Source organism: Streptosporangium fragile, assembly GCF_039534445.1.
Classification (GTDB): Bacteria; Actinomycetota; Actinomycetes; order Streptosporangiales; family Streptosporangiaceae; genus Streptosporangium; species Streptosporangium fragile.
This window is the reverse complement of the sequence record NZ_BAAAVI010000075.1, coordinates 23099-42350: the sequence shown is the minus strand read 5'-3', so window position 1 is coordinate 42350 and position 19252 is coordinate 23099. Positions and strand designations below refer to the sequence as shown.

Sequence of the window (19252 nt, the reverse complement as noted above, 5' to 3'; positions counted from 1 at the left end):
TCGCCGCCGGACAATTGTTGCGGGAAGGGGTTCCACCCTTGGGGTGGGGCCCCTTCCTGGTGTGTGGGGGGCCTTCGCCGGTGGCGGGGGCCTTTTTTGCGTTTCCGCCGGGCTTTGGGGAAGCCCCCACCCGGGGAGTATTCCCCCCGGAAACCGTGTACCGCTCTGCTGTGGGAGTCGCTGCGCGCGGGAGGCGTTCTGCCTTTCTGTCCCGGGAGCGTCCCGGGAGCCCGGCCGTCCTGGAAAACGGTCTGGACAGGGGTTCCGGGGGTGCGGAGGGGTGCTCCCCTCGGGGGTTCCGGGAGGTTCCCCGGGGTGTCGGACCCGGGGTGTCGGACCCGATGTGCGGGCGGCGGCGTTCCACAGGCCCGGGGGCTCCGCCGGCCCGGGGGATTCCCGGGCCCGGACCCGGGATGCAGGATCCGATGTGCGGGCGGCGGCGTTCCACAGCCCCAGGGGCTCCACCGGCCCGGGGGTTTCGGAGGCCTGCACCAGGCCCCGGGTCTTCATGGGCCCGGCCGTTCGGGCGAGCCCCGGCCGCTCGGGTGGGCTCCGGCCGTTCGCGGCGGGTCAATTCATCGGCTCCAGGGCCTCGGCGATGGCCATGGGGTTCTGGTACTCGCGCCAGAGAATCGTCTTCCCGTTCCGCACGCCGAGAATCGCGATGAAGGGGGCAGAGGCCTGGCGACCCGTGGTGGTGACGGTTCCGGAGAGCTCGTACTCGACGACGATCACTTCGGGGTTCCCGGTGTCGTGAATGACGATGTTGCGTACCTCGTCAAAGCGGACGGGGAAGGCGGCCCTTCCCGGAACGGCGAAGGACAGGAAGTCCTCCCGCCCTTCGAAGCGCCGGCGTCTGCCAGGTGGGGCGAACGGCACTTCCACGATGACATCGTCGGCCAGGTCCTCCCAGCTGTCGGGGATGAGGCCGAGCCATTGCTGCCGCATGCGCTCGAAGATCTCGTGAGGACCCGGTATGGCGGGCGTGGTGGATTCGGTCATGGCTGGCCCCTTCCCCGGCGGCGATAAGATGAGTGGAGACTCATTTTCATGATGTTGAGTAGAGACTCACTTTGTCAATGCCACTCGTTTGTCGGTGTGGCATGGAAGGCTGACCGGATGACTCCGTCCATGCCGTCCCCGGAAGCGACCGGCGACAGACCGTTGCGCGCCGACGCCCGGCGCAACAGGGAACGCATTCTCGCCGCGGCTGAGGCGGTTTTCGCCGAGAAAGGGGCCACTGCGTCGACCGACGAGGTCGCCGCCCGCGCGGGGGTGGCCATCGGCACGGTTTTCAAGCACTTCCCGACCAAGCAGGCCTTGCTGCAGGCCATCATGAAAGGGCTGCTGGCCCGGCTGACCCGAGAACTGGAGGCGCTCGCCGCGGACGGCGCACCCGCCGAAGGGCTGTTCGCCTTCATCGCCCGCATGGTCGAGCAGGCGGCGCAGAAGCGAACCGTTGTCGGCCTCCTGGCTGAGGCGGGCGTGGGCCTCCAGCTCGGTGACTCGGTTCAGATGCTTCGTGAGGGCATCGGGAACCTCCTCCTTCGCGCGCAAGACGCCGGTGTCGTCCGGGAGGACGTCCGGCTGGACGAGGTGGTCGCTCTGCTCGTCGGCGTCTGCCAGGGTGCGCTCCACGCGGGGTGGGACCCCGACCTCCAGCGTCGTACTCTCGCCATCGTCTTCGACGGTCTCCGTACGTCTGAGGCACGCGCGAGCGCCACCGGTTGCTGACGGCGCGGGGGTTCCGAGAGGCAGAAGAAAGCGCGGGGTCCCCGAGAGGCGAAGGAGGAGGGCGGGGTCAGGCGCCGACGGTGGCCCGGAGGAGGGGTTCGATCCGGAAGGGCACCTGCACGGACAGGGCGATCGTGGTGTCGGTGCGCTGCACCGCCGGGGAGGCCAGGATGCGGGCGATGATCTCCTGGAGGTCGGGGGTGCTGCGGGCGACCACACGGCAGAGCAGGTCGGCCTGGCCGCTGGTGCCGTAGACCTCCAGGATCTCCGGAAGGGCCTTCAGCGCCTGTACTGCCTCGGTCAGACGTCCCTGGGCGATCTGCAGTGAGACGAACGCCAAGATCGGATAGCCGGCCCCTTCCGGGGTGACCGTGGGGCCGAAGTCGGAGATGACGCCGCGTGCGGTCAGTTTCTCCACGCGGGCCTGCACGGTGCCCCGGGCCACGCCGAGGAGACGGGCCAGCTCGGTCAGGCCGATGCGTGGATTCGCGCGCATGGTGATCAGAAGGCGGCTGTCGAGCGCGTCGAGTGGCATCGCATCAGAGTAGGCGATACGACCAGCTTGGAGAAGGTTTGATCATACATTTCTATGCGGATTGCCTAGAAAAACTGCACAGTCTTGTCAAGCTTTCCGAGAATTGCTGTCATTTCATACATGTTCGAGGAAGCGCAGTACTTCGCACCGGTGGCCACCAAGGACGACGGCACGATCGAGGTCAAGCTCGCCGCCAGTCATCCCGGTTTCGCCGACCCGGTCTACCGCGCCCGCCGCAACGCGATCGCCGCGCTGGCGGTGGGATACGTGCCCGGTACGCCCATTCCGACGGCCGAGTACACCGATCAGGAGCATGAGGTCTGGGCCCTGGTCAGCAGAGAGCTCGCTACCAAGCACCGCAGGTATGCCACCGCCGAGTACCTGGGCGCGGTGGAACGGCTGGGACTGCCGGCCGACCGGATCCCGCAACTCCAGGAGGTCGGCGACCTGCTGGAACCACTGACCGGGTTCCGTTACATCCCAGCAGCCGGGCTGGTTCCGCTGAGGGAGTTCTACGGTGTGCTGGCCGACGGGCTCTTCCACTCCACGCAGTACATCCGGCACCACTCCACGCCGCTGTACACGCCCGAACCGGACGTCATCCACGAGGTGATCGGTCACGCCAACGCGCTCGCCTCCGACCGGTACGCGCAGTTGTACCGACTGGCCGGGCAGGCGGCTCGGAGGGTCGAAAGCCAGGAGGCGCTGGAGTTCGTCTCGAAGGTCTTCTGGTTCACGCTGGAGTTCGGCGTGATGACGGACCAGAACGAGCTCCGGGCGTACGGTGCGGGCATTCTCTCGTCGTACGGCGAGATCGAGGAGTTCAGGGGCATGGACATCCGGCCGCTCGACATCACCGCCATGGGCACCACGCACTACGACATCACCAAGTACCAGGACGTGCTGTTCCGGGCCGAGTCGCTGGAGCATCTGGAGGATGTGGTCGGTGGGTTCTGGGCGACCTGCGACGACGAGATGATCGCCCGGCTAACCGCCGGCACTCGTTAAGGCTCGGTATCCGTTCCGGAGAAAGGATCCAGATCTCACCCTCTTACCACCGATTTTCTGGTTCGTCGCCTTTCTTCCGCTTCTTGGTGGATATATCCCGATCTTGAGGGATGAAAGTAGCGGTTGGGATCGGTGATGGGTGTGGGCTATCAGATCTCCACGGTGATAGTGCTGGTGTCCGTGCTGGCCGGTGGTTGCACGTGCCAGGATCTGACGCCGGTGAGCGACACCGCAGTGGTCGGTTCCGCCACGCCCGGCCCCGTCTCCGAAAGGTCGGCCTCCGCTCCGTCCTCGGCCGCCGCGCCCACCGCCGGATCGGCGCGGCGGGCCGAACGGTCCACTACGGCCTTCGGGGGAAGGACGAGGCCCGCGGCGCCATCGGCGGCCGGTGGCGCGGCGTCCCTGGTCCTGGGGCCGCTGGGACGGCCCGTCGCAGTGCTCGCGTTTCCCGGAGCCGACGCCTCGCGAGCGCGTACCTCGCCGCGGATCTCCGCCGGGAGGTTGACCCGTACCCTGGACCGGTTCCTCGGCAGGTACGGCGGCCGGGTCACCGCGGCGGCGCACGACCTGACCACCGGCCGCTCCTACCGTTACCGTCCCGGCCTGCAACTGCCGACGGCCAGCACTTCGAAGATCGGCATCCTGATGGCGCTGCTGCTGCGCACGCGGTGGCAGGACCTGAGCCGGCCGGTGAGACAGGACGCGGAGCAGATGATCCGCCTCAGCGACAACGGGGCGGCCGACCGGCTCTACCGGCGGATCGGCCTGCAGGCCGGTCTGGCCGGGGCGAACCGGCGGTTCGGCCTCACACGTACCTTCACCCCCGCCGGGCGGTGCCTGGATCTGCACTGCTGGGGTATCACGCGGACCACCGCCGAGGACCAGGTCCGCCTCGTCAGGGCGCTGGCCGTCGCCGCGAGCCCGCTGGCGGACGAGGATCGGCGGCAGGTGCTCCGGCTGATGGAGAAGGTGACCCCGGACCAGAAATGGGGCATCAGCGCGGGAGCGTGCGAAGGCGACCGGGTGGCGTTGAAGAACGGCTGGCTGCGGCACGTCTCGAACGGGCGCTGGGTGACCGCCAGCACCGGGCTGATCCGTGGCCACGGGCACGACTACGCCATCGCCATCATCGCCGAGGACAGCGCGAACATGGCGGTGGGCGTCGCCAAGGTCGAGGGCACGGCGGAGCGTATTCTGAACGCCTTTCGGGGACGGCGGGGATGCGTGGCGGGCGGTCACTGAGCCGCACGCCCCCCGTTCGACCCCGGAAGGCGGGTACCGGCGGCGCGGGCCGGGAGGGGCGGTGCGGCGCCGGTTATACGGTCTTGCCGGCCGGGCGGTACGGATGCCCGGCGGTACGGATGCCGGCTACGCGGTCTTGTCGACCAGGCGGTAGCCCACCCCGCGCACGGTCTGAATCAGCTGGTCGTCGGTGTCGCCCAGACGGGCGCGGAGACGCTTGACGTGCACGGCGATGGTGTTGGTCGACGTGGTGTCGGTGGAGTTCCAGACGTGCCGCATGATCTGCTCGCGCGTCACCGTGCGGTGCGCGTTGCGCATCAGGTAGTGCAGCAGCTCGAACTCTCGCAGCGGAAGGTGGACGGTCCGGCCGCCGACCCTGACCTGGTAGGCGTTCACGTCGAGCTCCACCTTGCCGACCACGAGCGTCCTGCGGGTCCCGGAGTCGCCCGCGAACGCGGCATGGACCAGGGGGAGCAGTTCCGGCACCCGGTAGGGCCGGGCCACGCACGCGGTCGCCCCGGCGGCCAACGCCTGAACGGCCTGCTGGGCGTGTCCCTCGCCCACGCCCAGCAGGACCGGGATCGCCCGCGTCAGCCGTACGGCGCGGACGAACTCCACTGCCCCGATCACCGGCAGCGAGGCGCTGACGAGGACCACGTCAGGCCGGAGCGCCCCGGCCTGTAACAGGGCCTGGGCGCCGTCGGTGACGCCCATGACCTCGACACCCTCGCGTTCCAGGGCGGTGGCCAGGCCCTCGACCATGGCCGACTCCGGATCGGCGACCAGCAACATTGGCGCTGTCCGTGTGTCCCCGTCCACCTCGGGTGCCGTCTGCGGCTGGATCACCCGGATCCTCCAAGTATCGGGTTAGCCGAAGCGACCGGTGATGTAGTCCTCGGTCCGCTTGTCGCTCGGGTTGGTGAAAATGCGGCTGGTCTCGTCGAACTCCACCAGGCGGCCGTGCCGTACGCCGGCCTCGTCCACCTCGGCGGTGAAGAAGGCCGTGCGGTCCGAGACACGTGCGGCCTGCTGCATGTTGTGGGTGACGATGACGATCGTGTAATCGCGCGTCAGCTCCTGCATCAGGTCTTCGATCTTGGTGGTCGCGATCGGGTCCAGGGCCGAGCAGGGCTCGTCCATCAGGATCACGTCGGGCTTCACCGCGATCGCCCGCGCGATGCACAGGCGCTGCTGCTGACCGCCGGAGAGGGACAGTCCGCTCTGCTTGAGCTTGTCCTTGACCTCTTCCCAGAGGGCCGCCTTGGTCAGCGCCTCCTCGACGAGGTCGTCCAGGTTGCCCTTGACCCCGTTCACCCGGGGGCCGTAGGCGATGTTGTCGTAGATCGACTTGGGGAAGGGGTTCGGCTTCTGGAAGACCATGCCGATCCGGCGGCGGACCTCGATCGGGTCCACGTGGTCGCCGTACAGGTCCTCGTCATGGTAGAGGATCTTTCCGGCGGCGCGAGCGCCGGGGATCAGGTCGTTCATCCGGTTGAAGCAGCGGAGCACGGTGCTCTTGCCGCAGCCGGACGGGCCGATCATGGCGGTGATCTCGCGGTTGCCGATGGTCATGTTGACGTCGCGCACCGCCTCGTAGTCGCCGTAGAAGACACTGAGGTCGGAGACGGTGAAGACGGGGTCGAGGGCTTCGATGGTGCGGGGGACTTCGGGGCCGCGCACGTGGACGTTCGGCACGGAGATTCCAATTTCGGACATTGCTTACCTCACCAGCGCTTCTGGTAGCGGTTACGGAGCCAGATCGCGACGGAGTTCATCAGGAGCAGGATCGCCAGCAGAACCACGATCGCGGCGGCGGCGAGGACGGCGAACTCAGCCTGGGGACGGGTGATGAAGCTGTAGATCTGGAGAGGGAGGACGGTGAAGCTGCTCCAGACGCCCTCGGGGTTGAACCGGACCAGCGTCGCGGCGCCGAGCATCAGGAACGGGGCGGCCTCGCCGATCGCCCGGGAGAGGGCGAGGATCGAGCCCGTGGCGATGCCGGGGATCGACGCCGGGAGGACCTGGCGATATATGGTCTGCCACTGGGTCGCGCCCAGCGCCAGCGAGCCCTCGCGGATCGACGGCGGCACCGCCCGGATGGCCTCTCGGGCAGAGATGATCACGATGGGCAGCACGAGCAGCGAGATGGTGATCGCGCCGGTCATGACGGTGAAGCCGAACTGCATCCAGCGGGCGATGATGCCGAGCCCGAGGATGCCGTAGACGATCGAGGGAACGGCCGCCAGGTTGGAGATGTTCAGCTCGATCAGCTTGTTGTACCACTTGGTCTTGTCGGCGTACTCCTCCAGGTAGACCGCGGCGAGGATGCCCGTGGGCAGTGCCATCAGGGCGGTCAGCGCGATGATCCAGAGAGTGCCGAAGATGCCCGACTGGATGCCGGAGGTCTCCGGGCGCCGGATCGAGGGCTGGTTCTCCCACAGCATGGAGTTGAGCCGGGGCCAGCCCTCCTGCACAACGTAGACCAGCAGCATGGCCAGGAAGAGCAGGGCGATCGCGAGGCTGGCCAGCAGCGCGACGCGGAAGAGGTGCTCCTTGAGCGGGCGTCCCTTGCTGGCCAGCTGCACGGCCGAGCGGGGGGTCGAGAGGATGGCCATCAGTCGTAGACCTCGCGATACTTCTGGACCAAGCGGGCGCTGAGGTAGTTCATCGCGAAGGTGATCACGAAGAGCAGCGAACCCACCGCGAAGATGGTCTTGTAGGCGATCGAGCCGACCGACGCGTCACCGGAGCCGGCCTGGGCGATGAAGGCCGCCATCGTGGCCATCTCGTTGCCGGGGTAGAGGGTGAACACCGATTTGAAGCCGCCCGCGATCGCGACGATCATCGTCTCGCCCGCGGCCCGGGAGATCGCGAGGATGATGGCGGCGACGATGCCGGAGAAGGCGGCCGGGACGACCACCCGCACCGAGGTGAGCATCTTGGACGCGCCGAGGGCGAAGGAGCCCTCGCGCAGGCCGTTCGGCACCGCGGCCATCGAGTCCTCGGAGAGCGACGCGACGATCGGGATGATCATCACGCCGACCAGCAGGCCGGCGCTGAGCGCGTTCTTGGCCTCCAGTTGGAGGAAGGGGAGGAAGTCGCGCAGCACCGGGGTGACGAAGGTCAGGGCGAAGAAGCCGAAGACCACGGTGGGAACGCCCGCGAGGACCTCCAGCACCGGCTTGAAGATCTTGCGGGTCCGGGCGGAGGCGTACTCGGACAGGTAGATCGCGGCGGCCAGGCCGAGCGGCACGGCGACCACCACCGCGATGAGGGTGATCTCGAAGGTCGCGACGATGAGCGGCCACACGCCGAAGGCAGGGGGGTTGAACAGCGGTCCCCAGTCGGTGGAGCCGAAGAACTCGGCGATGCTCACCGAGCCGAAGAACTCGATGGTCGGCTCGACGAGCGCGACGACGATGCCGATCGTGGTCGCCACCGAGACCAGGGCCGCCGCCAGGAGGATGACCTTGACGGCGACCTCACCGTAACGCGGGCGCGACCGCGCCAGGGACCGGGGGGCCCCTGGGGCGGTCGTGCGGTGCTCCGCCTTCATCAGCCGGCGCTCTTCAGCGAGGCGATGTCGGCCTTGAGCTTCGCCTCCTGCTCGGCGTTGAGCGGGATGAACTTCGCGTCCTTGGCGATCGCGTTGATGTTGTTCGCGTAGTAGTCGAGGAAGGCCGCGACCTCGGGTCGCTTCGCGGCGGCGGCGGAGGGGTAGATGAACAGCGGGCGGGCCAGCGGGGTGTACTTGCCACCCTGGGCGGCCTCGACGCTCGGGGCGACGCAGCCGCTGCCCGAGTCGATCTCGACGGCCTTCAGCTTGTCGGCGTTCTCCTCGAAGTAGGTGAAGCCGAAGTAGCCCAGGCCGCCCTTGGCGCCGGCGACGCCGGTGACGATGTCGTTGTCGTTCTCGCTCGGGCTGTAGTCCTTGCGGCTCGCGCCCTCCTCACCGTTGATCTCGTCGGTGAAGTAGTCGAACGTGCCGGAGTCGGTGCCGGGACCGTAGAGCTTCAGTTCCTCGGCCGGGAACTTGGCGTCGACGTCCTTCCAGGTCTTGACCTTGCCCTCGGCCGCCGGCTCCCACATCTTCTTGAGCTGGTCGGTGGTGAGGCAGGTGACCCAGTCGTTCTCCTTGGAGACCACGACGGTCAGCGCGTCGGTCGCCACCGTGAGCTCGGTGAACTTGATGCCCTTCGCCTCGCAGGCCGCCTTCTCCTCGTCCTTGATCGCGCGGGAGGCGTTGGAGATGTCGGTCTCGCCGGCGCAGAACTTCTCGAAGCCGCCACCGGTGCCGGAGGTGCCGACCGGCACCTTGACCTGGGGCTGCTCCTCGCCGAAGAGCTCGGAGGCTGCCTGGGTGAGGGGCGCAACAGTGCTGGAACCGTCGATCTTGATCTCGCCGCTCAGAGCCGCGCCGCCGCCGGACTCGGCGGGGGAGGCGGCGGTGGTGCTGCCGTCACTGGCGGGCTTGGCGTCGCCGCCGCATGCCGCCGCGAGCGAGACGACGAGCGCGGCCGTCGCCACCGCGCTGAGCCGGCGCTGTGCACTGGTCACGGTATGTTCCTTCTCCGTAGTGAGACCCGTTCTCGATGTCTTCGATGAAACCCAGGCAAAGTGAACGGAAGTGAAACGAGCCGTGACCGGGGCTGGAAAAGGTGCGCCCGCACGTGTGAATACCGGGTCTTTGCCGGGGGTTTGATCTACGTTGTGGTTCCCGTGCGGCGGGTGTGCGGAGCCTTGGAGGTTCCCCGACCAAGCCTCGATCCGGGGTGGTGGTGTGGGCCGCTCGGGGTGCGCCCGCCGCGGTGGAGATCCTTTACCTGTGTCCTTTCGTTCACCTTTCCGTCATGCGGCGGGGCCTGTTCCGTCATACGGCGGGGCCTGGCACGCGAGGGGACGCCGGATCGGTCGGCGGGGGGCCTCGCCCGCGCCGCTCCGTCCTGTAGGGGAGTGGCTCGTCCACTTTCTGCACCTTCTGTGCCTTCTGGTGCGGACGGCTCAGGATCTCTGATGCGGTGGTCGTGCGGTGGCGGGGTGTACGAGCCGTGCGGCGGGCGATGGGGGTCAGGAGCCGGGTGGCGGGGTGCACGAGCCGTGCGGTGCGCGGCGGGGGGGGCGTACCGGTCGTGTGGTGGAAGGTGCGGAGGTGCGGGTACGCCGGGAGACCGGCAGGTGGAGAACCACGCGACGCGGACGGCGGGATCGCGTCGGTGGAGGCTCGTGCGGGGCCGCAGGGTGGGGGATCGTGGGGTGCGCAGATGAGGTTCGCCCGGAGCCGCGCCGGTGGAGTTCACGCGGGGGCGTAAGGCGGTTCGTACGGGGTTGCGTAAGGCGGATGTGGGGTCGGCGCGGAAGTGCTACGCGGGGCGGACGTAGGGCAGGCGGAGCCGACGCGGGGTGCCTGCGCAGGGCGGATGTGGAGCCGACGCGGGGTGCCTGCGCAGGGTCGACGCGGGAAGGCGAGGGCTACACCGGCAGGGTGAGGGGGCCGCTGCCGAGGCGCTTGAGGGCTTCGTTGTGCAACGGGCCGTTGGTGCACAGCAGGCTGCCGCCGTCGATGCCGGGGACGCCGGACAGGTCGGTCCAGATGCCGCCGGCCTCCTCGACGATCACGGTCAGCGCCGCGATGTCCCACGGGGACAGCTCGGGCTCCGCGGACATGTCGACCGCACCCTCGGCGACCAGCATGTGCGACCAGAAATCGCCGTAGGCGCGGCTGCGCCAGACGGAGCGGTTCAGGTCGAGGAACGCGTCGAGCTTGCCCGCCGTCTCCCAGCCGTCGAGGCTGGAGTAGGAGAACGACGCGTCCTCCAGGCGGGTGACCGAGGAGACGTGGCAGCGGGTGGCCTTGGTGAGGCTCCGGCCGGTCCAGGCGCCGCTGTCGCGGGCGGCCCACCACCGGCGGCCCAGGGCGGGGGCGGAGACCAGGCCCACGACGACGCGGCCCTGGTCCATCAGTGCGATGAGCGTGGCCCAGACGGGCACGCCGCGCACGTAATTCTTGGTGCCGTCGATCGGGTCGACGATCCAGGAGCGGGCGCCGTAACCGGTCGCGCCGAACTCCTCACCGAGGATCGCATCGCGCGGCCTGGCCCGGTTGAGGGTGCTGCGAATCGCCTCCTCGACGGCCTGGTCGGCGTCGCTGACCGGCGTGAGGTCCGGCTTGGTCTCCACCCGCAGGTCGATGGCCTTGAACCGGCGCATGGTCAGGTCGTCGGCGGCGTCGGCCATGACATGTGCCAGCCGCAGGTCGTCGTTGTAACCCGTCACGGGTGGTAACGCTATCGCGTCGAGGACGGGGAGGTGGAGAGCGGGGAGCATGTGGAGGAACTGTGTCGCCTCCAGCCAGTGGCTGGAATGCCTCGCAAATCGCTCGCAAATCATGCGTTGGCAGTTGTGTTACTCCAGAGTATTATTCTGGACATGAGTTTTGACGCCGGTGCCTTGATGCTGCAGAGCGTTCCGTTCGCCAGGACGCTGGGAATCTCCTTCGACAAGGTGGAGCCGGGCCTGGCGATTGCCCGCATGCCCGACCGGGGTGACCTGCACAACCACGTGGGCGGTCCGCACGCCGGAGTGCTGTTCAGCGTGGCGGAGGTCGCGTCGGGCGCCGCCATGATCGCCGCCTTCGGTGACCAGCTGTCCCGGGCGGTCCCGCTGGTCACGAACGCGACGATCCGCTACACCAAGCTTGCGAAGGGGGAGATCGTGGCCGAGGCCCACCTGCGGTCTTCCCGCGAGGAGGTCGTGGCCCTGCTGGACGCCGGGAAGCGCCCCGAGTTCGAGATCGCCATCGAGGTCAGGACCGCCGACGGCACACCGGTCTCCGAGATGACCGTTTTCTGGACTCTCCGGCCCAACCGCTGAACCTCCGCCCCGGGGCGGTGCGGGTCGCTCCAGGCCTGACCTGGACGGGGTGAATTGCCCGGACAAGGGCGGGACGGGCTGGATTGCGCTGGGCCGGACCGAGGCGGGGTGGATTGCCCTGAGCAAGGGCGGGACGGGTCGGGCGGCCCTGGACGGGAACCGAGCCGGCCGGATCGGGTCGTTCCGGCCGGGTCGGTGTGGCCGCCGGCCCTTCCTCTTCAGGCCAGGACGTCGCGGGCCCGGTCCGGCAGCTCCGGGTCCGGCCGTCGCGGGTGGGGCCCGGCACGGTTCGGGGCCGGGTTCATCCCAGGCCGGGTGCCGGGTCCGCCGCGGAGCGGGCCTGGTCGTCGTCCGAGGCGCCCTCGCGGCTGGCGAGCAGGCGCCGCAGGGACTCCAGTCGCGCCGGGTCGGCGTGGTCGTCGGCCACCCAGGCGTCGAGGGCGCACTCCTCGGACAGGTGGGTACAGCCCTTGGGGCAGTGGACGGTGCCCTCGATGAGATCGGGGAACCCGGCGAGGACGGTCTCCACGGAGACGTGGGCCAGACCGAAGCTGCGCACGCCCGGGGTGTCGATGATCCAGCCGCCGCCGGGGAGCTCCAGTGCCACCGCCGAGGTGGAGGTGTGGCGGCCCCGGCCGGTCACCGCGTTCACGTGCGAGACCGCCCGGTTGGCGTCCGGCACCAGGGCGTTGACCAGAGTGGACTTGCCCACACCGGAGTGGCCGACGAGCACGCTGATCCGGTCTTTGACGCGCTCACGCAGCTCGTCCAGGTCGCCGCCCTTCTGGACCACGACGTACGGCACTCCGAGGGGAGCGTAGAGAGCGACCAGCTCGTCGGGCGGGGCCAGGTCGGACTTGGTCAGGCAGAGCATCGGCTCGATGTCGGCGTCGAACGCGGCGACCAGCATCCTGTCGATCATGCGGGGCCGGGGCGGCGGATCGGCCAGGGCGGTCACGATCACCAACTGGTCGGCGTTGGCGACCACGGGACGCTCGATGCCGTCGGTGTTGTCGGTGTCGTCCGCGGAGCGGCGCAGCATCGAGGTGCGGGGTTCCACACGGACGACCCGGGCCAGGGTGTCGGGTCTGCCGGAGACGTCGCCCACCAGGGCCACCCGGTCGCCGACCACGATCCCCTTGCGGCCGAGCTCGCGGGCCTTCATGGCGACCACGGTCCGGTGGCCCGTCCCGGTGCCGTCCGCCTGGCTCTTCCTGCGGCGGCGGCCTCGCTCGCCGGCCGGCTCGACCAGGCAGGTGTAGCGCCCGCGGTCGACGGCGATCACGAAACCCGGGACCGCGTCCTCGTGGGCAGGGCGGATCCGGGTCCGGGGCCGGGAGCCCTTGCCCGGCCTGACCCTGACATCGTCCTCGTCGTATTCGCGCTTTCTCAGCTTCGCCGCCTTATCCGGCCCGGCCGGCCCTCATGAGGGGGCCGCGACGGTGGTCCGTCACCACCGGGCATCTCCTCCGCGACCTGTCGGCCGGTCGCCTCTCATCGCGCATCGCGCAGCATGCTCGCCCACATGGAGGCGAACTCCGGAAGGGTCTTACCCGTGGTGGCGATGTCCTCCACCTCGACGCCGGGCACGGCCAGGCCGATCACCGCTCCGGCGGTGGCCATCCGGTGGTCGGCGTAGGAGTGGAAGACCCCGCCGGTGAGCGGGCGCGGCCGGATCTCCAGGCCGTCCTCGGTCTCGTTCGCGTCGCCCCCGAGACCGTTGATCTCGGCGACCAGCGCGGCCAGCCGGTCGGTCTCGTGCCCGCGGATGTGGGCGACGCCGCTGATCCTGCTGGGGGAGTCGGCGAGCGCGGCGAGCGCGGCGAGCGTCGGGGTCAGCTCGGCCACGTCCCGCAGGTCGGCCTCGATGCCGGTGATCCGCCCGGTGCCGGTGACCGCCAGCCCCTCGGGCGTGCGCTCCACCGAGGCGCCCATGGCGGCCAGCAGGGTGCGGAGCTGGTCGCCCGGCTGGGTGGTCTCCGCGGGCCAGCCGGGGATCGTGACCGTGCCGCCGGTGACCATGGCGGCCGACAGGAACGGCGCCGCGTTGGACAGGTCGGGCTCGACCGTGAACTCCCGGGCCGCGATGGCGCCGGGCTCGACCCGCCAGACGTCCGGCTCGGAGTCGTCGACCCGGACGCCGTACTCGCGGAGCATCCGGACGGTCATCTGGATGTGGGGTTGCGACGGGATCGGCGGGCCGTCGTGGCGCACCGTCACGCCCTTCTCGAAGCGCGCCGCGGTCAGCAGCAGGCCGGAGAGGAACTGCGACGACCCGGAGGCGTCGAGCGTGACCTCCCCGCCGGTCAGCGGACCCCGGATCGTGAACGGCAGGGCGTCGCCCGTCACCTCGGCGCCCAGCGCCCGCAGGGCGCGGAGGATCGGGCCCATCGGGCGCTTGCGCGCGTGCGGGTCGCCGTCGAAGGACACCTCCCCGTCCGCCAGCGCCGCCATGGGCGGCACGAAACGCATGACGGTGCCCGCGAGCCCCACGTCGATCCGGGCCCCACCGGTGACGGGGCCCGGCGTGATCATCCAGTCGACGCCGGAGGCGCTCTCGTTGGCGGGGGTCATGACCGTGCCCAGCGCCCGCAGCGCGTCGGCCATCAGGTCGGCGTCGCGGCTGCGCAGCGCCCGCCGTACCGTGCCCGGACCTTCGGCCAGCGCGGCGAGCAGCAGCGCGCGGTTGGTCACGGACTTCGACCCGGGCAGGGGAACGGTCGCGCGGACGGGTTCGGTCGCCGTCGGGGCGGGCCACAGCGGAGCGGACATGGCCAAAAGCCTACCGGGACCGCGGCCTGCACTCTCTGAGACGTGTGCACGGCCGGTTTCACGGGGCGGGCACGCGCACGGCGGGGCCGGTTTCGCGGTACGGGCGCATGCGAGGCCATTCCACGTCGTTCCGTGCGGGGCGGGATTCCGCGCGGGGAAAGATCAAAAACTGGGGTTGCCGGGTTTTGGCGTGCTCAAGCGTGGCAGGGTGGAGATATGTGCGGGAGATATGCGTCTGCGCGGGCCAAGCAGGAGTTGCTGGAGGAGTTCCAGGTCGAGCTGGACGCCGCCGACCAGGAGCTGAGGCCCGACTACAACGTCGCGCCCACCAAACCGGTCTACGCCGTGCTCAGCCGGGTGCCGAAGAGCGCCCCGGAGAGCCGCCCGATCCGGCAGTTGCGTGTGCTCCGCTGGGGTCTGGTCCCCGCCTGGGCGAAGGACCCGTCCGTCGGCTCGAAGATGATCAACGCCCGGGTGGAGACGGTGGCGGAGAAGCCCGCCTACCGCAGGGCGTTCGCCGAGCGCAGGTGCCTGCTCCCGGCCGACGGCTACTTCGAGTGGGCGGTCCTCGACGAGAAGGACGCCAAGGGCAAGCCGAAGAAGCAGCCCTATTTCGTCCGTCCCAAGGACGGGGGCGTGATGGCCATGGCGGGGCTGTACGAGTTCTGGCGAGACCGGGGCAGGCCCGAGGACGACCCCCTCGCGTGGCTGACGACCTGCACGGTCATCACCACCACCGCGGTGGACGAGGCCGGCACGGTCCACGACCGGATGCCGATGCTGATCGAGCATGATCGCTGGGGCGAGTGGCTTGACCCGGGGGTGCCCGACGCGCGGGATTTCCTGATTCCCGCTGGTTCCACCGGCCTGGAGATCTACCCGGTCTCCACCGCGGTCAACTCGGTGCGCAACAACGGCCCGGAGCTCGTCGAGCCGCTGAAGGAGGGCGGGGGCGACAGCCAGGAGCTTTTCTGAGGCTTTTTGTGGAAGTTGCGGAAGCTTGCTGAGGGTTAGACATCTTTAGTCCGCTTTTGTGGGCTAATTTCCCTCGGTAAAACCCATTGATCTGTGAAAAGCCCGCCGATCGGTGTAGAACGCGCGGTGAATGGGCATTCGCTCAGAAAGCGTGGTGCCCTGTCACAGGTCGCCACGCAGAGATCATCCCCTTTGCGCCTGACGGGACAGTCGGGGATCCCTTCACAGGCCGCCCCCGAACCCTGGAGGTGCGGATCCGTGGACGTCGTGACCGCGCGCGAGCGCCTGGAGAGCATGCTCGTAGAGCTCGACCGGTCCATCGGAGTGCTTCGCGGAGATCCCGGGGCACTGCGGGACCGGTCCCCGGCGGACGCGGGCGCCGATCTGACCGACGCCGACCGCAACCAGGCGATGCTGGAGGTGGCCACGCGGCAGCGCAGCTCGGTGCTGGAGGCGCTCAAGCGCATGAACGAGGGCCGCTACGGCCTGTGCGTCGACTGCGGTGTCCCGGTCCCGGAGGGCAGGCTGGAGGCACGGCCCGAGGCCGCCCGCTGCGTGCAGTGCCAGTCGAAGCGCGAGCGCAGGCGCTGACGCGCGGGCGCGGTACGGGGGCCGGGTGCGGTACGGGGGCGGGCGCGGCCCCGACGCGCGGGCGCGGTACGGAGACCGGGCCGTCCCGCGCTGCCGGGCGCGGAGGGTTCAGCGGCGGCGGGCGCTGGCCACCAGGTGGATGCCGACCGTGTCGTCGTCGGCCGGGTGGGTGTCGAGCTCGGTGTTGACCAGCCAGGCGAGCGCCCGGGGGTCGGAGGCGAGCACGTGGTCGACCGTCGAGGGCGACAGCACCGTGCGAGGCCGGATCCACTCGACCTCCAGCCCGGCGCTGGTGAGCAACTCGCGGAGCTGGCCGCTGCTGAAGCAGCGGGTGATGCTGCCGTCGGGCCAGGGCACGAGCATGACTTCGCCGGTCTGGCGCAGGTGGGCCCAGTAGTTCTGCTCGGCGAGGATCGCCATGCCCAGCACCAGGGAGTCGACGCAGACCAGCGCCCGCCCGCCGGGGCGCAGAACCCTGGCGATGTCGTCGACCGCGGACTCGGCCATGAGCTCGATGGACATCGCACGTTCCTCGGCGAGCACGGCGTCGACGCTGCAGTCGGGCAGGAAGCGCAGATCGTCGGCGCGGACCTGGCTGACCTTGGAGGCGTCGTGCAGGGAGCGGCCCTCCGCGGGGCGGCGGAAGTCGACCACCTCGATCACGCGGTGCCCGGCCCGGGCCGCCTGGGCGGCCCAGCGGCCCTTGCCACAGGACATGTCGAGGATGGTCGAGGGGCTCTCCGGCAGCCAGCGGTTCAGTTGCTCGGCCACGACCGCGTGGTAAAAGGTCCAGTACGGCCCGAGCGCACCTGAGCCGTTCAGCTCTTCGGCCGGGATGGGCAGCACAAGCAGCTCCTGGCGTCGGGAGGATCCGGTGGTCTACCAATTACCTACCGGTACGTATGTTCTTTTCCCCGTACCGGGCCTTTCGTCACCTTCTATCTTGCGGGAACAGATGCCTGAGCGGGCGTGTTGCAAGCGGACAACGCACAATCCTTCCGGAGGGTCGGCACGCAAATGCTCGCCTTGATCGAACCGGTCACCCGCCCCGGTGACCCGCCTTTCCGTGTTGAGCGGGTATCCTCCGCTCAGTACGGTGTCCCGCGTCAGCAGGACTCCGGCGATCTTAAGGGGGTGGGTCCGGTCCCTGCGACAGAAGAGGAGACTCTGGAGCAGCGGAGCATGCGGTTCGAGCGGGATGTGATGCCCTACCTCGACCAGCTTTACTCTGCCGCGCTTCGGATGACCCGGAACCCTGCGGATGCCGAAGACCTCCTCCAGGAGACGTTCGCCAAGGCCTTCGCGTCCTTCCACCAGTTCCAGCAAGGCACGAACCTCAAGGCCTGGCTGTACCGCATTCTGACCAACACCTTCATCAACAGCTACCGCAAGAAGCAGCGGGAGCCCAAGCAGTCGGGTGCCGAGGAGATCGAGGACTGGCAGCTCGCCAGGGCCGAGTCGCACACCTCGGGCGGGCTGAAGTCGGCGGAGATCGAGGCGCTGGAGCACCTCCCCGACACGGATGTGAAGCAGGCACTGGCCGCGCTCCCCGAGGAGTTCCGCATCGCAGTCTACCTGGCCGATGTCGAGGGCTTCCCTTACAAGGAGATCGCCGACATCATGGGCACCCCGATCGGGACCGTGATGTCGCGGCTGCACCGTGGCCGTCGCCAGCTGCGGACCCAACTTGAGGACTACGCGCGCGAGCGCGGCCTGGTTCCGGCGGAGGGTGCGAAGTGAGCGAGCGAGACAGCCACCGGGCGTCCGCGGGCGCGGGCGCGGTATTTCTGGGCGGGGTGATCGCATGAGCTGCGGCAACCACCACGACACCGACTGCCGTGAGGTCCTGGAGAAGGTCTACAGCTATCTCGACGGTGAGCTCGACGAGGGCAAGTACGCCGACATCCGCCAGCACCTCGACGAGTGTCACCCGTGCCTGGAAGAGTACGGCCTGGAGCAGGTCATCAAGCAGCTGATCGCCAAGCACTGCGGCTGTGACCAGGCCTCCGCCGATCTGCGGGCCAAGGTGCTCAACCGCATCGACCAGGTCCGCTCCGAGCTGGCCAGCTGACCTCCTAGGATCTTCGGTACGGCCGTGGCCATACCGAAGATAGGGGTTCACCATGCGGATACTCGTGACCGGCGGGGCGGGGTTCATCGGATCCACCCTGGTCGACCGGTTGCTGGCCGACGGTCACGAGGTCGTGGCGGTGGACGACCTGTCCGGGGGCGACCGGGGCAACCTGGCCCGCGCCGCGGAGAGCCCTCACTTCGCCCTGCACGTGATGGACATCCGCGACCCGGCCCTGATCGGCCTGGCCGCCGAGTGGCGGCCCGAGGTCGTCTGCCACCTCGCCGCGCAGATCAGCGTGCGCAAGAGCGTGGCCGACCCGGTCCACGACGCCCGGCTCAACGTCGAGGGCACCGCCTCGGTGCTCACCGCCGCCCAGCGCGCCGGCACCCGCAAGGTCGTCTTCGCCTCCTCGGTCGCGGTGTACGGCAGGCCGCCGGTCATCCCGGTCCCCGGTGACGCGGCCACCGACCCGCGCTCGCCGTACGCGGCCTCCAAGCTCAGCGCCGAGACCTACCTGGCCACCTTCAAGGCGCTCTACGGCATCGACTACACGACGCTGGTGCTCTCCAACGTCTACGGCCCGCGCCAGTCGCCCGACGGCGAGGCCGGGGTCGTCGCCATCTTCACCGACGCGTTGCTCAACGGCACGCCCACGGTCGTGTACGGCGACGGCGGCCAGACCCGCGACTACATTTTCGTCGACGACGTGGTCGACGGGTTCGCCCGCGCCTGCGGCGACCGGGGCAACGGCCGCCGCTTCAACCTGGGCACCGGCGTGGAGACCACCGACCGGGCGCTGCACTCCCTGGTGGCCGAGGCGGCGGGTGCCCCCGACAGCCCGGAGAGCGCCCCGGCCCGCCTGGGCGACCTGCCGGCGATGGCCGTCGATCCGGCCCCCGCCCTCGAAGGGCTCGGCTGGCGTCCCCAGACCGACCTGGCCACCGGCCTGAAGGCCACCGTCGACTGGGCGCGGGCCCGCCTGTCGGAGCGGTAGGTCCCCTCCGAGGTCTTCTCCGCCAGTCCTTCTCCGCGGTCTTCTCCGCGACGGTCTCCTTCACGGTCCCCGCCGTCGTCCTCCGTACAGCTGGTGGACTTCCGCCGCGCCGACGCCGGGCCGTTGGCCGCTCACTGCGGTCTTGTCGTCGTCCTCCGTGTGACGGGTGGACTTCCGCCGCGCCCCTCCCACGGCGACCCTCCGGCGCGGTTCCGCATTCGCCGCGTCCCCGCCCGCCGCGCGGGTGGGCGGGGACGCTCCGGTCCGGCGAGCGCCGATGGCGGGTGGTGATGGGTTGATTACGCTTTGCTTGCGATTCGCGGTCTCTCTCTCCCCGCCTGGTTCGCTTCTGTAGCCTGAGTGCGAAATCGACGTGGAGGCAGCGCATGTTGAAGGAAACGGTCAACCCGGTCTTCCCCGGGATTTCCTGGACTTGAGCACGCGCCCGTAGGACCCA

20 protein-coding genes are annotated in these 19252 nt (G+C 69.5%); 9 read left to right on the top strand and 11 right to left on the bottom strand.

Annotated elements, in window-relative coordinates; genetic code table 11:
* Positions 1-570 precede the first annotated feature (570 nt).
* Positions 571-1002, bottom strand: a complete 432-nt coding sequence (locus tag ABD841_RS33985) for a nuclear transport factor 2 family protein (RefSeq protein ID WP_344980363.1) — start codon at positions 1000-1002, stop codon at positions 571-573.
* Positions 1003-1131: 129 nt separating this feature from the next.
* Here ABD841_RS33985 and ABD841_RS33980 point away from each other — a divergent pair, with 129 nt between their 5' ends.
* Positions 1132-1734 carry a TetR/AcrR family transcriptional regulator gene (locus tag ABD841_RS33980; protein ID WP_344980361.1) on the top strand — a complete coding sequence of 201 codons (603 nt, stop codon included), beginning with the start codon at positions 1132-1134 and terminating at the stop codon, positions 1732-1734.
* Positions 1735-1801: 67 nt separating this feature from the next.
* Here ABD841_RS33980 and ABD841_RS33975 read toward each other — a convergent pair whose 3' ends face one another.
* Positions 1802-2269, bottom strand: coding sequence for an Lrp/AsnC family transcriptional regulator (locus tag ABD841_RS33975; protein WP_344980359.1), 468 nt, complete (start codon positions 2267-2269; stop codon positions 1802-1804).
* Positions 2270-2389: 120 nt separating this feature from the next.
* Between ABD841_RS33975 and ABD841_RS33970 the strand changes: the two genes are divergently transcribed.
* Both ABD841_RS33970 and ABD841_RS33965 read left to right on the top strand, forming a co-directional pair.
* Complete coding sequence (locus ABD841_RS33970; RefSeq protein WP_344980357.1) at positions 2390-3277, top strand: phenylalanine 4-monooxygenase; 888 nt, start codon at positions 2390-2392, stop codon at positions 3275-3277.
* A gap of 501 nt (positions 3278-3778) precedes the next feature.
* A complete protein-coding gene (locus ABD841_RS33965) occupies positions 3779-4519 on the top strand; it encodes a serine hydrolase (RefSeq protein ID WP_344980355.1) in 741 nt (246 codons plus the stop codon).
* A 126-nt stretch (positions 4520-4645) separates the two neighbouring features.
* Here the strand turns inward: ABD841_RS33965 and ABD841_RS33960 are convergent, their stop codons facing one another.
* The 6 genes from ABD841_RS33960 to hisN all read right to left on the bottom strand — a co-directional run bounded on the left by ABD841_RS33960 (position 4646) and on the right by hisN (position 10792).
* Positions 4646-5311, bottom strand: coding sequence for a response regulator transcription factor (locus tag ABD841_RS33960; protein ID WP_344980353.1), 666 nt, complete (start codon positions 5309-5311; stop codon positions 4646-4648).
* A gap of 75 nt (positions 5312-5386) precedes the next feature.
* Positions 5387-6235, bottom strand: a complete 849-nt coding sequence (gene pstB / locus ABD841_RS33955; protein ID WP_344980351.1) for a phosphate ABC transporter ATP-binding protein PstB — start codon at positions 6233-6235, stop codon at positions 5387-5389.
* Between the two features lie 8 nt (positions 6236-6243).
* Positions 6244-7134, bottom strand: a complete 891-nt coding sequence (gene pstA / locus ABD841_RS33950; protein WP_344980349.1) for a phosphate ABC transporter permease PstA — start codon at positions 7132-7134, stop codon at positions 6244-6246.
* Positions 7134-8075 (bottom strand): phosphate ABC transporter permease subunit PstC, encoded by a 942-nt coding sequence (pstC, locus tag ABD841_RS33945; RefSeq protein WP_344980347.1) that lies wholly within the window; start codon positions 8073-8075, stop codon positions 7134-7136. The genes pstA and pstC overlap by 1 nt, the downstream gene beginning before the upstream one ends.
* On the bottom strand, positions 8075-9076 hold the full coding sequence (locus ABD841_RS33940; RefSeq protein ID WP_344980345.1) for a PstS family phosphate ABC transporter substrate-binding protein: 1002 nt from the start codon (positions 9074-9076) through the stop codon (positions 8075-8077). The genes pstC and ABD841_RS33940 overlap by 1 nt, the downstream gene beginning before the upstream one ends.
* A 912-nt stretch (positions 9077-9988) precedes the next feature.
* Positions 9989-10792, bottom strand: a complete 804-nt coding sequence (gene hisN, locus ABD841_RS33935; RefSeq protein WP_344980343.1) for a histidinol-phosphatase — start codon at positions 10790-10792, stop codon at positions 9989-9991.
* A gap of 153 nt (positions 10793-10945) precedes the next feature.
* Here hisN and ABD841_RS33930 point away from each other — a divergent pair, with 153 nt between their 5' ends.
* Complete coding sequence (locus tag ABD841_RS33930) at positions 10946-11389, top strand: DUF4442 domain-containing protein (protein ID WP_344980341.1); 444 nt, start codon at positions 10946-10948, stop codon at positions 11387-11389.
* Between the two features lie 301 nt (positions 11390-11690).
* On the opposite strand, the gene rsgA is transcribed toward ABD841_RS33930, so the two are convergent.
* Entirely contained in the window at positions 11691-12782 is a 1092-nt protein-coding gene (rsgA, locus tag ABD841_RS33925; RefSeq protein ID WP_344980369.1) for a ribosome small subunit-dependent GTPase A, read from the bottom strand.
* 101 nt (positions 12783-12883) lie between these two features.
* Positions 12884-14161 (bottom strand): 3-phosphoshikimate 1-carboxyvinyltransferase, encoded by a 1278-nt coding sequence (aroA, locus tag ABD841_RS33920; RefSeq protein WP_344980339.1) that lies wholly within the window; start codon positions 14159-14161, stop codon positions 12884-12886.
* A gap of 216 nt (positions 14162-14377) precedes the next feature.
* Between aroA and ABD841_RS33915 the strand changes: the two genes are divergently transcribed.
* Together ABD841_RS33915 and ABD841_RS33910 are read left to right on the top strand one after the other, a co-directional pair.
* Positions 14378-15136 carry an SOS response-associated peptidase gene (locus ABD841_RS33915; protein WP_344980337.1) on the top strand — a complete coding sequence of 253 codons (759 nt, stop codon included), beginning with the start codon at positions 14378-14380 and terminating at the stop codon, positions 15134-15136.
* Positions 15137-15394: 258 nt separating this feature from the next.
* Positions 15395-15727, top strand: a complete 333-nt coding sequence (locus ABD841_RS33910; RefSeq protein WP_344980335.1) for a TraR/DksA family transcriptional regulator — start codon at positions 15395-15397, stop codon at positions 15725-15727.
* A gap of 108 nt (positions 15728-15835) precedes the next feature.
* Here ABD841_RS33910 and ABD841_RS33905 read toward each other — a convergent pair whose 3' ends face one another.
* On the bottom strand, positions 15836-16573 hold the full coding sequence (locus ABD841_RS33905) for a class I SAM-dependent methyltransferase (protein ID WP_344980333.1): 738 nt from the start codon (positions 16571-16573) through the stop codon (positions 15836-15838).
* 336 nt (positions 16574-16909) lie between these two features.
* Here ABD841_RS33905 and ABD841_RS33900 point away from each other — a divergent pair, with 336 nt between their 5' ends.
* The 3 genes from ABD841_RS33900 to ABD841_RS33890 all read left to right on the top strand — a co-directional run bounded on the left by ABD841_RS33900 (position 16910) and on the right by ABD841_RS33890 (position 18795).
* On the top strand, positions 16910-17467 hold the full coding sequence (locus tag ABD841_RS33900; protein ID WP_246473502.1) for a sigma-70 family RNA polymerase sigma factor: 558 nt from the start codon (positions 16910-16912) through the stop codon (positions 17465-17467).
* A gap of 64 nt (positions 17468-17531) precedes the next feature.
* Positions 17532-17798, top strand: coding sequence for a mycothiol system anti-sigma-R factor (gene rsrA / locus ABD841_RS33895; RefSeq protein WP_344980331.1), 267 nt, complete (start codon positions 17532-17534; stop codon positions 17796-17798).
* A 52-nt stretch (positions 17799-17850) separates the two neighbouring features.
* Positions 17851-18795, top strand: a complete 945-nt coding sequence (locus tag ABD841_RS33890; RefSeq protein WP_344980329.1) for an NAD-dependent epimerase/dehydratase family protein — start codon at positions 17851-17853, stop codon at positions 18793-18795.
* Positions 18796-19252: the final 457 nt, after the last annotated feature.

What these genes read in the sequence shown, in the direction of transcription:
- ABD841_RS33985 (WP_344980363.1), bottom strand. Translation starts at nt 1,002, where the DNA reads ATGACCGAATCCACCACGCCCGCCATACCGGGTCCTCACGAGATCTTC.
- ABD841_RS33980 (WP_344980361.1), top strand. Translation starts at nt 1,132, where the DNA reads ATGCCGTCCCCGGAAGCGACCGGCGACAGACCGTTGCGCGCCGACGCC.
- ABD841_RS33975 (WP_344980359.1), bottom strand. Translation starts at nt 2,269, where the DNA reads ATGCCACTCGACGCGCTCGACAGCCGCCTTCTGATCACCATGCGCGCG.
- ABD841_RS33970 (WP_344980357.1), top strand. Translation starts at nt 2,390, where the DNA reads ATGTTCGAGGAAGCGCAGTACTTCGCACCGGTGGCCACCAAGGACGAC.
- ABD841_RS33960 (WP_344980353.1), bottom strand. Translation starts at nt 5,311, where the DNA reads ATGTTGCTGGTCGCCGATCCGGAGTCGGCCATGGTCGAGGGCCTGGCC.
- pstB (WP_344980351.1), bottom strand. Translation starts at nt 6,235, where the DNA reads ATGTCCGAAATTGGAATCTCCGTGCCGAACGTCCACGTGCGCGGCCCC.
- pstA (WP_344980349.1), bottom strand. Translation starts at nt 7,134, where the DNA reads ATGGCCATCCTCTCGACCCCCCGCTCGGCCGTGCAGCTGGCCAGCAAG.
- pstC (WP_344980347.1), bottom strand. Translation starts at nt 8,075, where the DNA reads ATGAAGGCGGAGCACCGCACGACCGCCCCAGGGGCCCCCCGGTCCCTG.
- ABD841_RS33930 (WP_344980341.1), top strand. Translation starts at nt 10,946, where the DNA reads ATGAGTTTTGACGCCGGTGCCTTGATGCTGCAGAGCGTTCCGTTCGCC.
- aroA (WP_344980339.1), bottom strand. Translation starts at nt 14,161, where the DNA reads ATGTCCGCTCCGCTGTGGCCCGCCCCGACGGCGACCGAACCCGTCCGC.
- ABD841_RS33915 (WP_344980337.1), top strand. Translation starts at nt 14,378, where the DNA reads ATGTGCGGGAGATATGCGTCTGCGCGGGCCAAGCAGGAGTTGCTGGAG.
- ABD841_RS33900 (WP_246473502.1), top strand. Translation starts at nt 16,910, where the DNA reads ATGCGGTTCGAGCGGGATGTGATGCCCTACCTCGACCAGCTTTACTCT.
- rsrA (WP_344980331.1), top strand. Translation starts at nt 17,532, where the DNA reads ATGAGCTGCGGCAACCACCACGACACCGACTGCCGTGAGGTCCTGGAG.
- ABD841_RS33890 (WP_344980329.1), top strand. Translation starts at nt 17,851, where the DNA reads ATGCGGATACTCGTGACCGGCGGGGCGGGGTTCATCGGATCCACCCTG.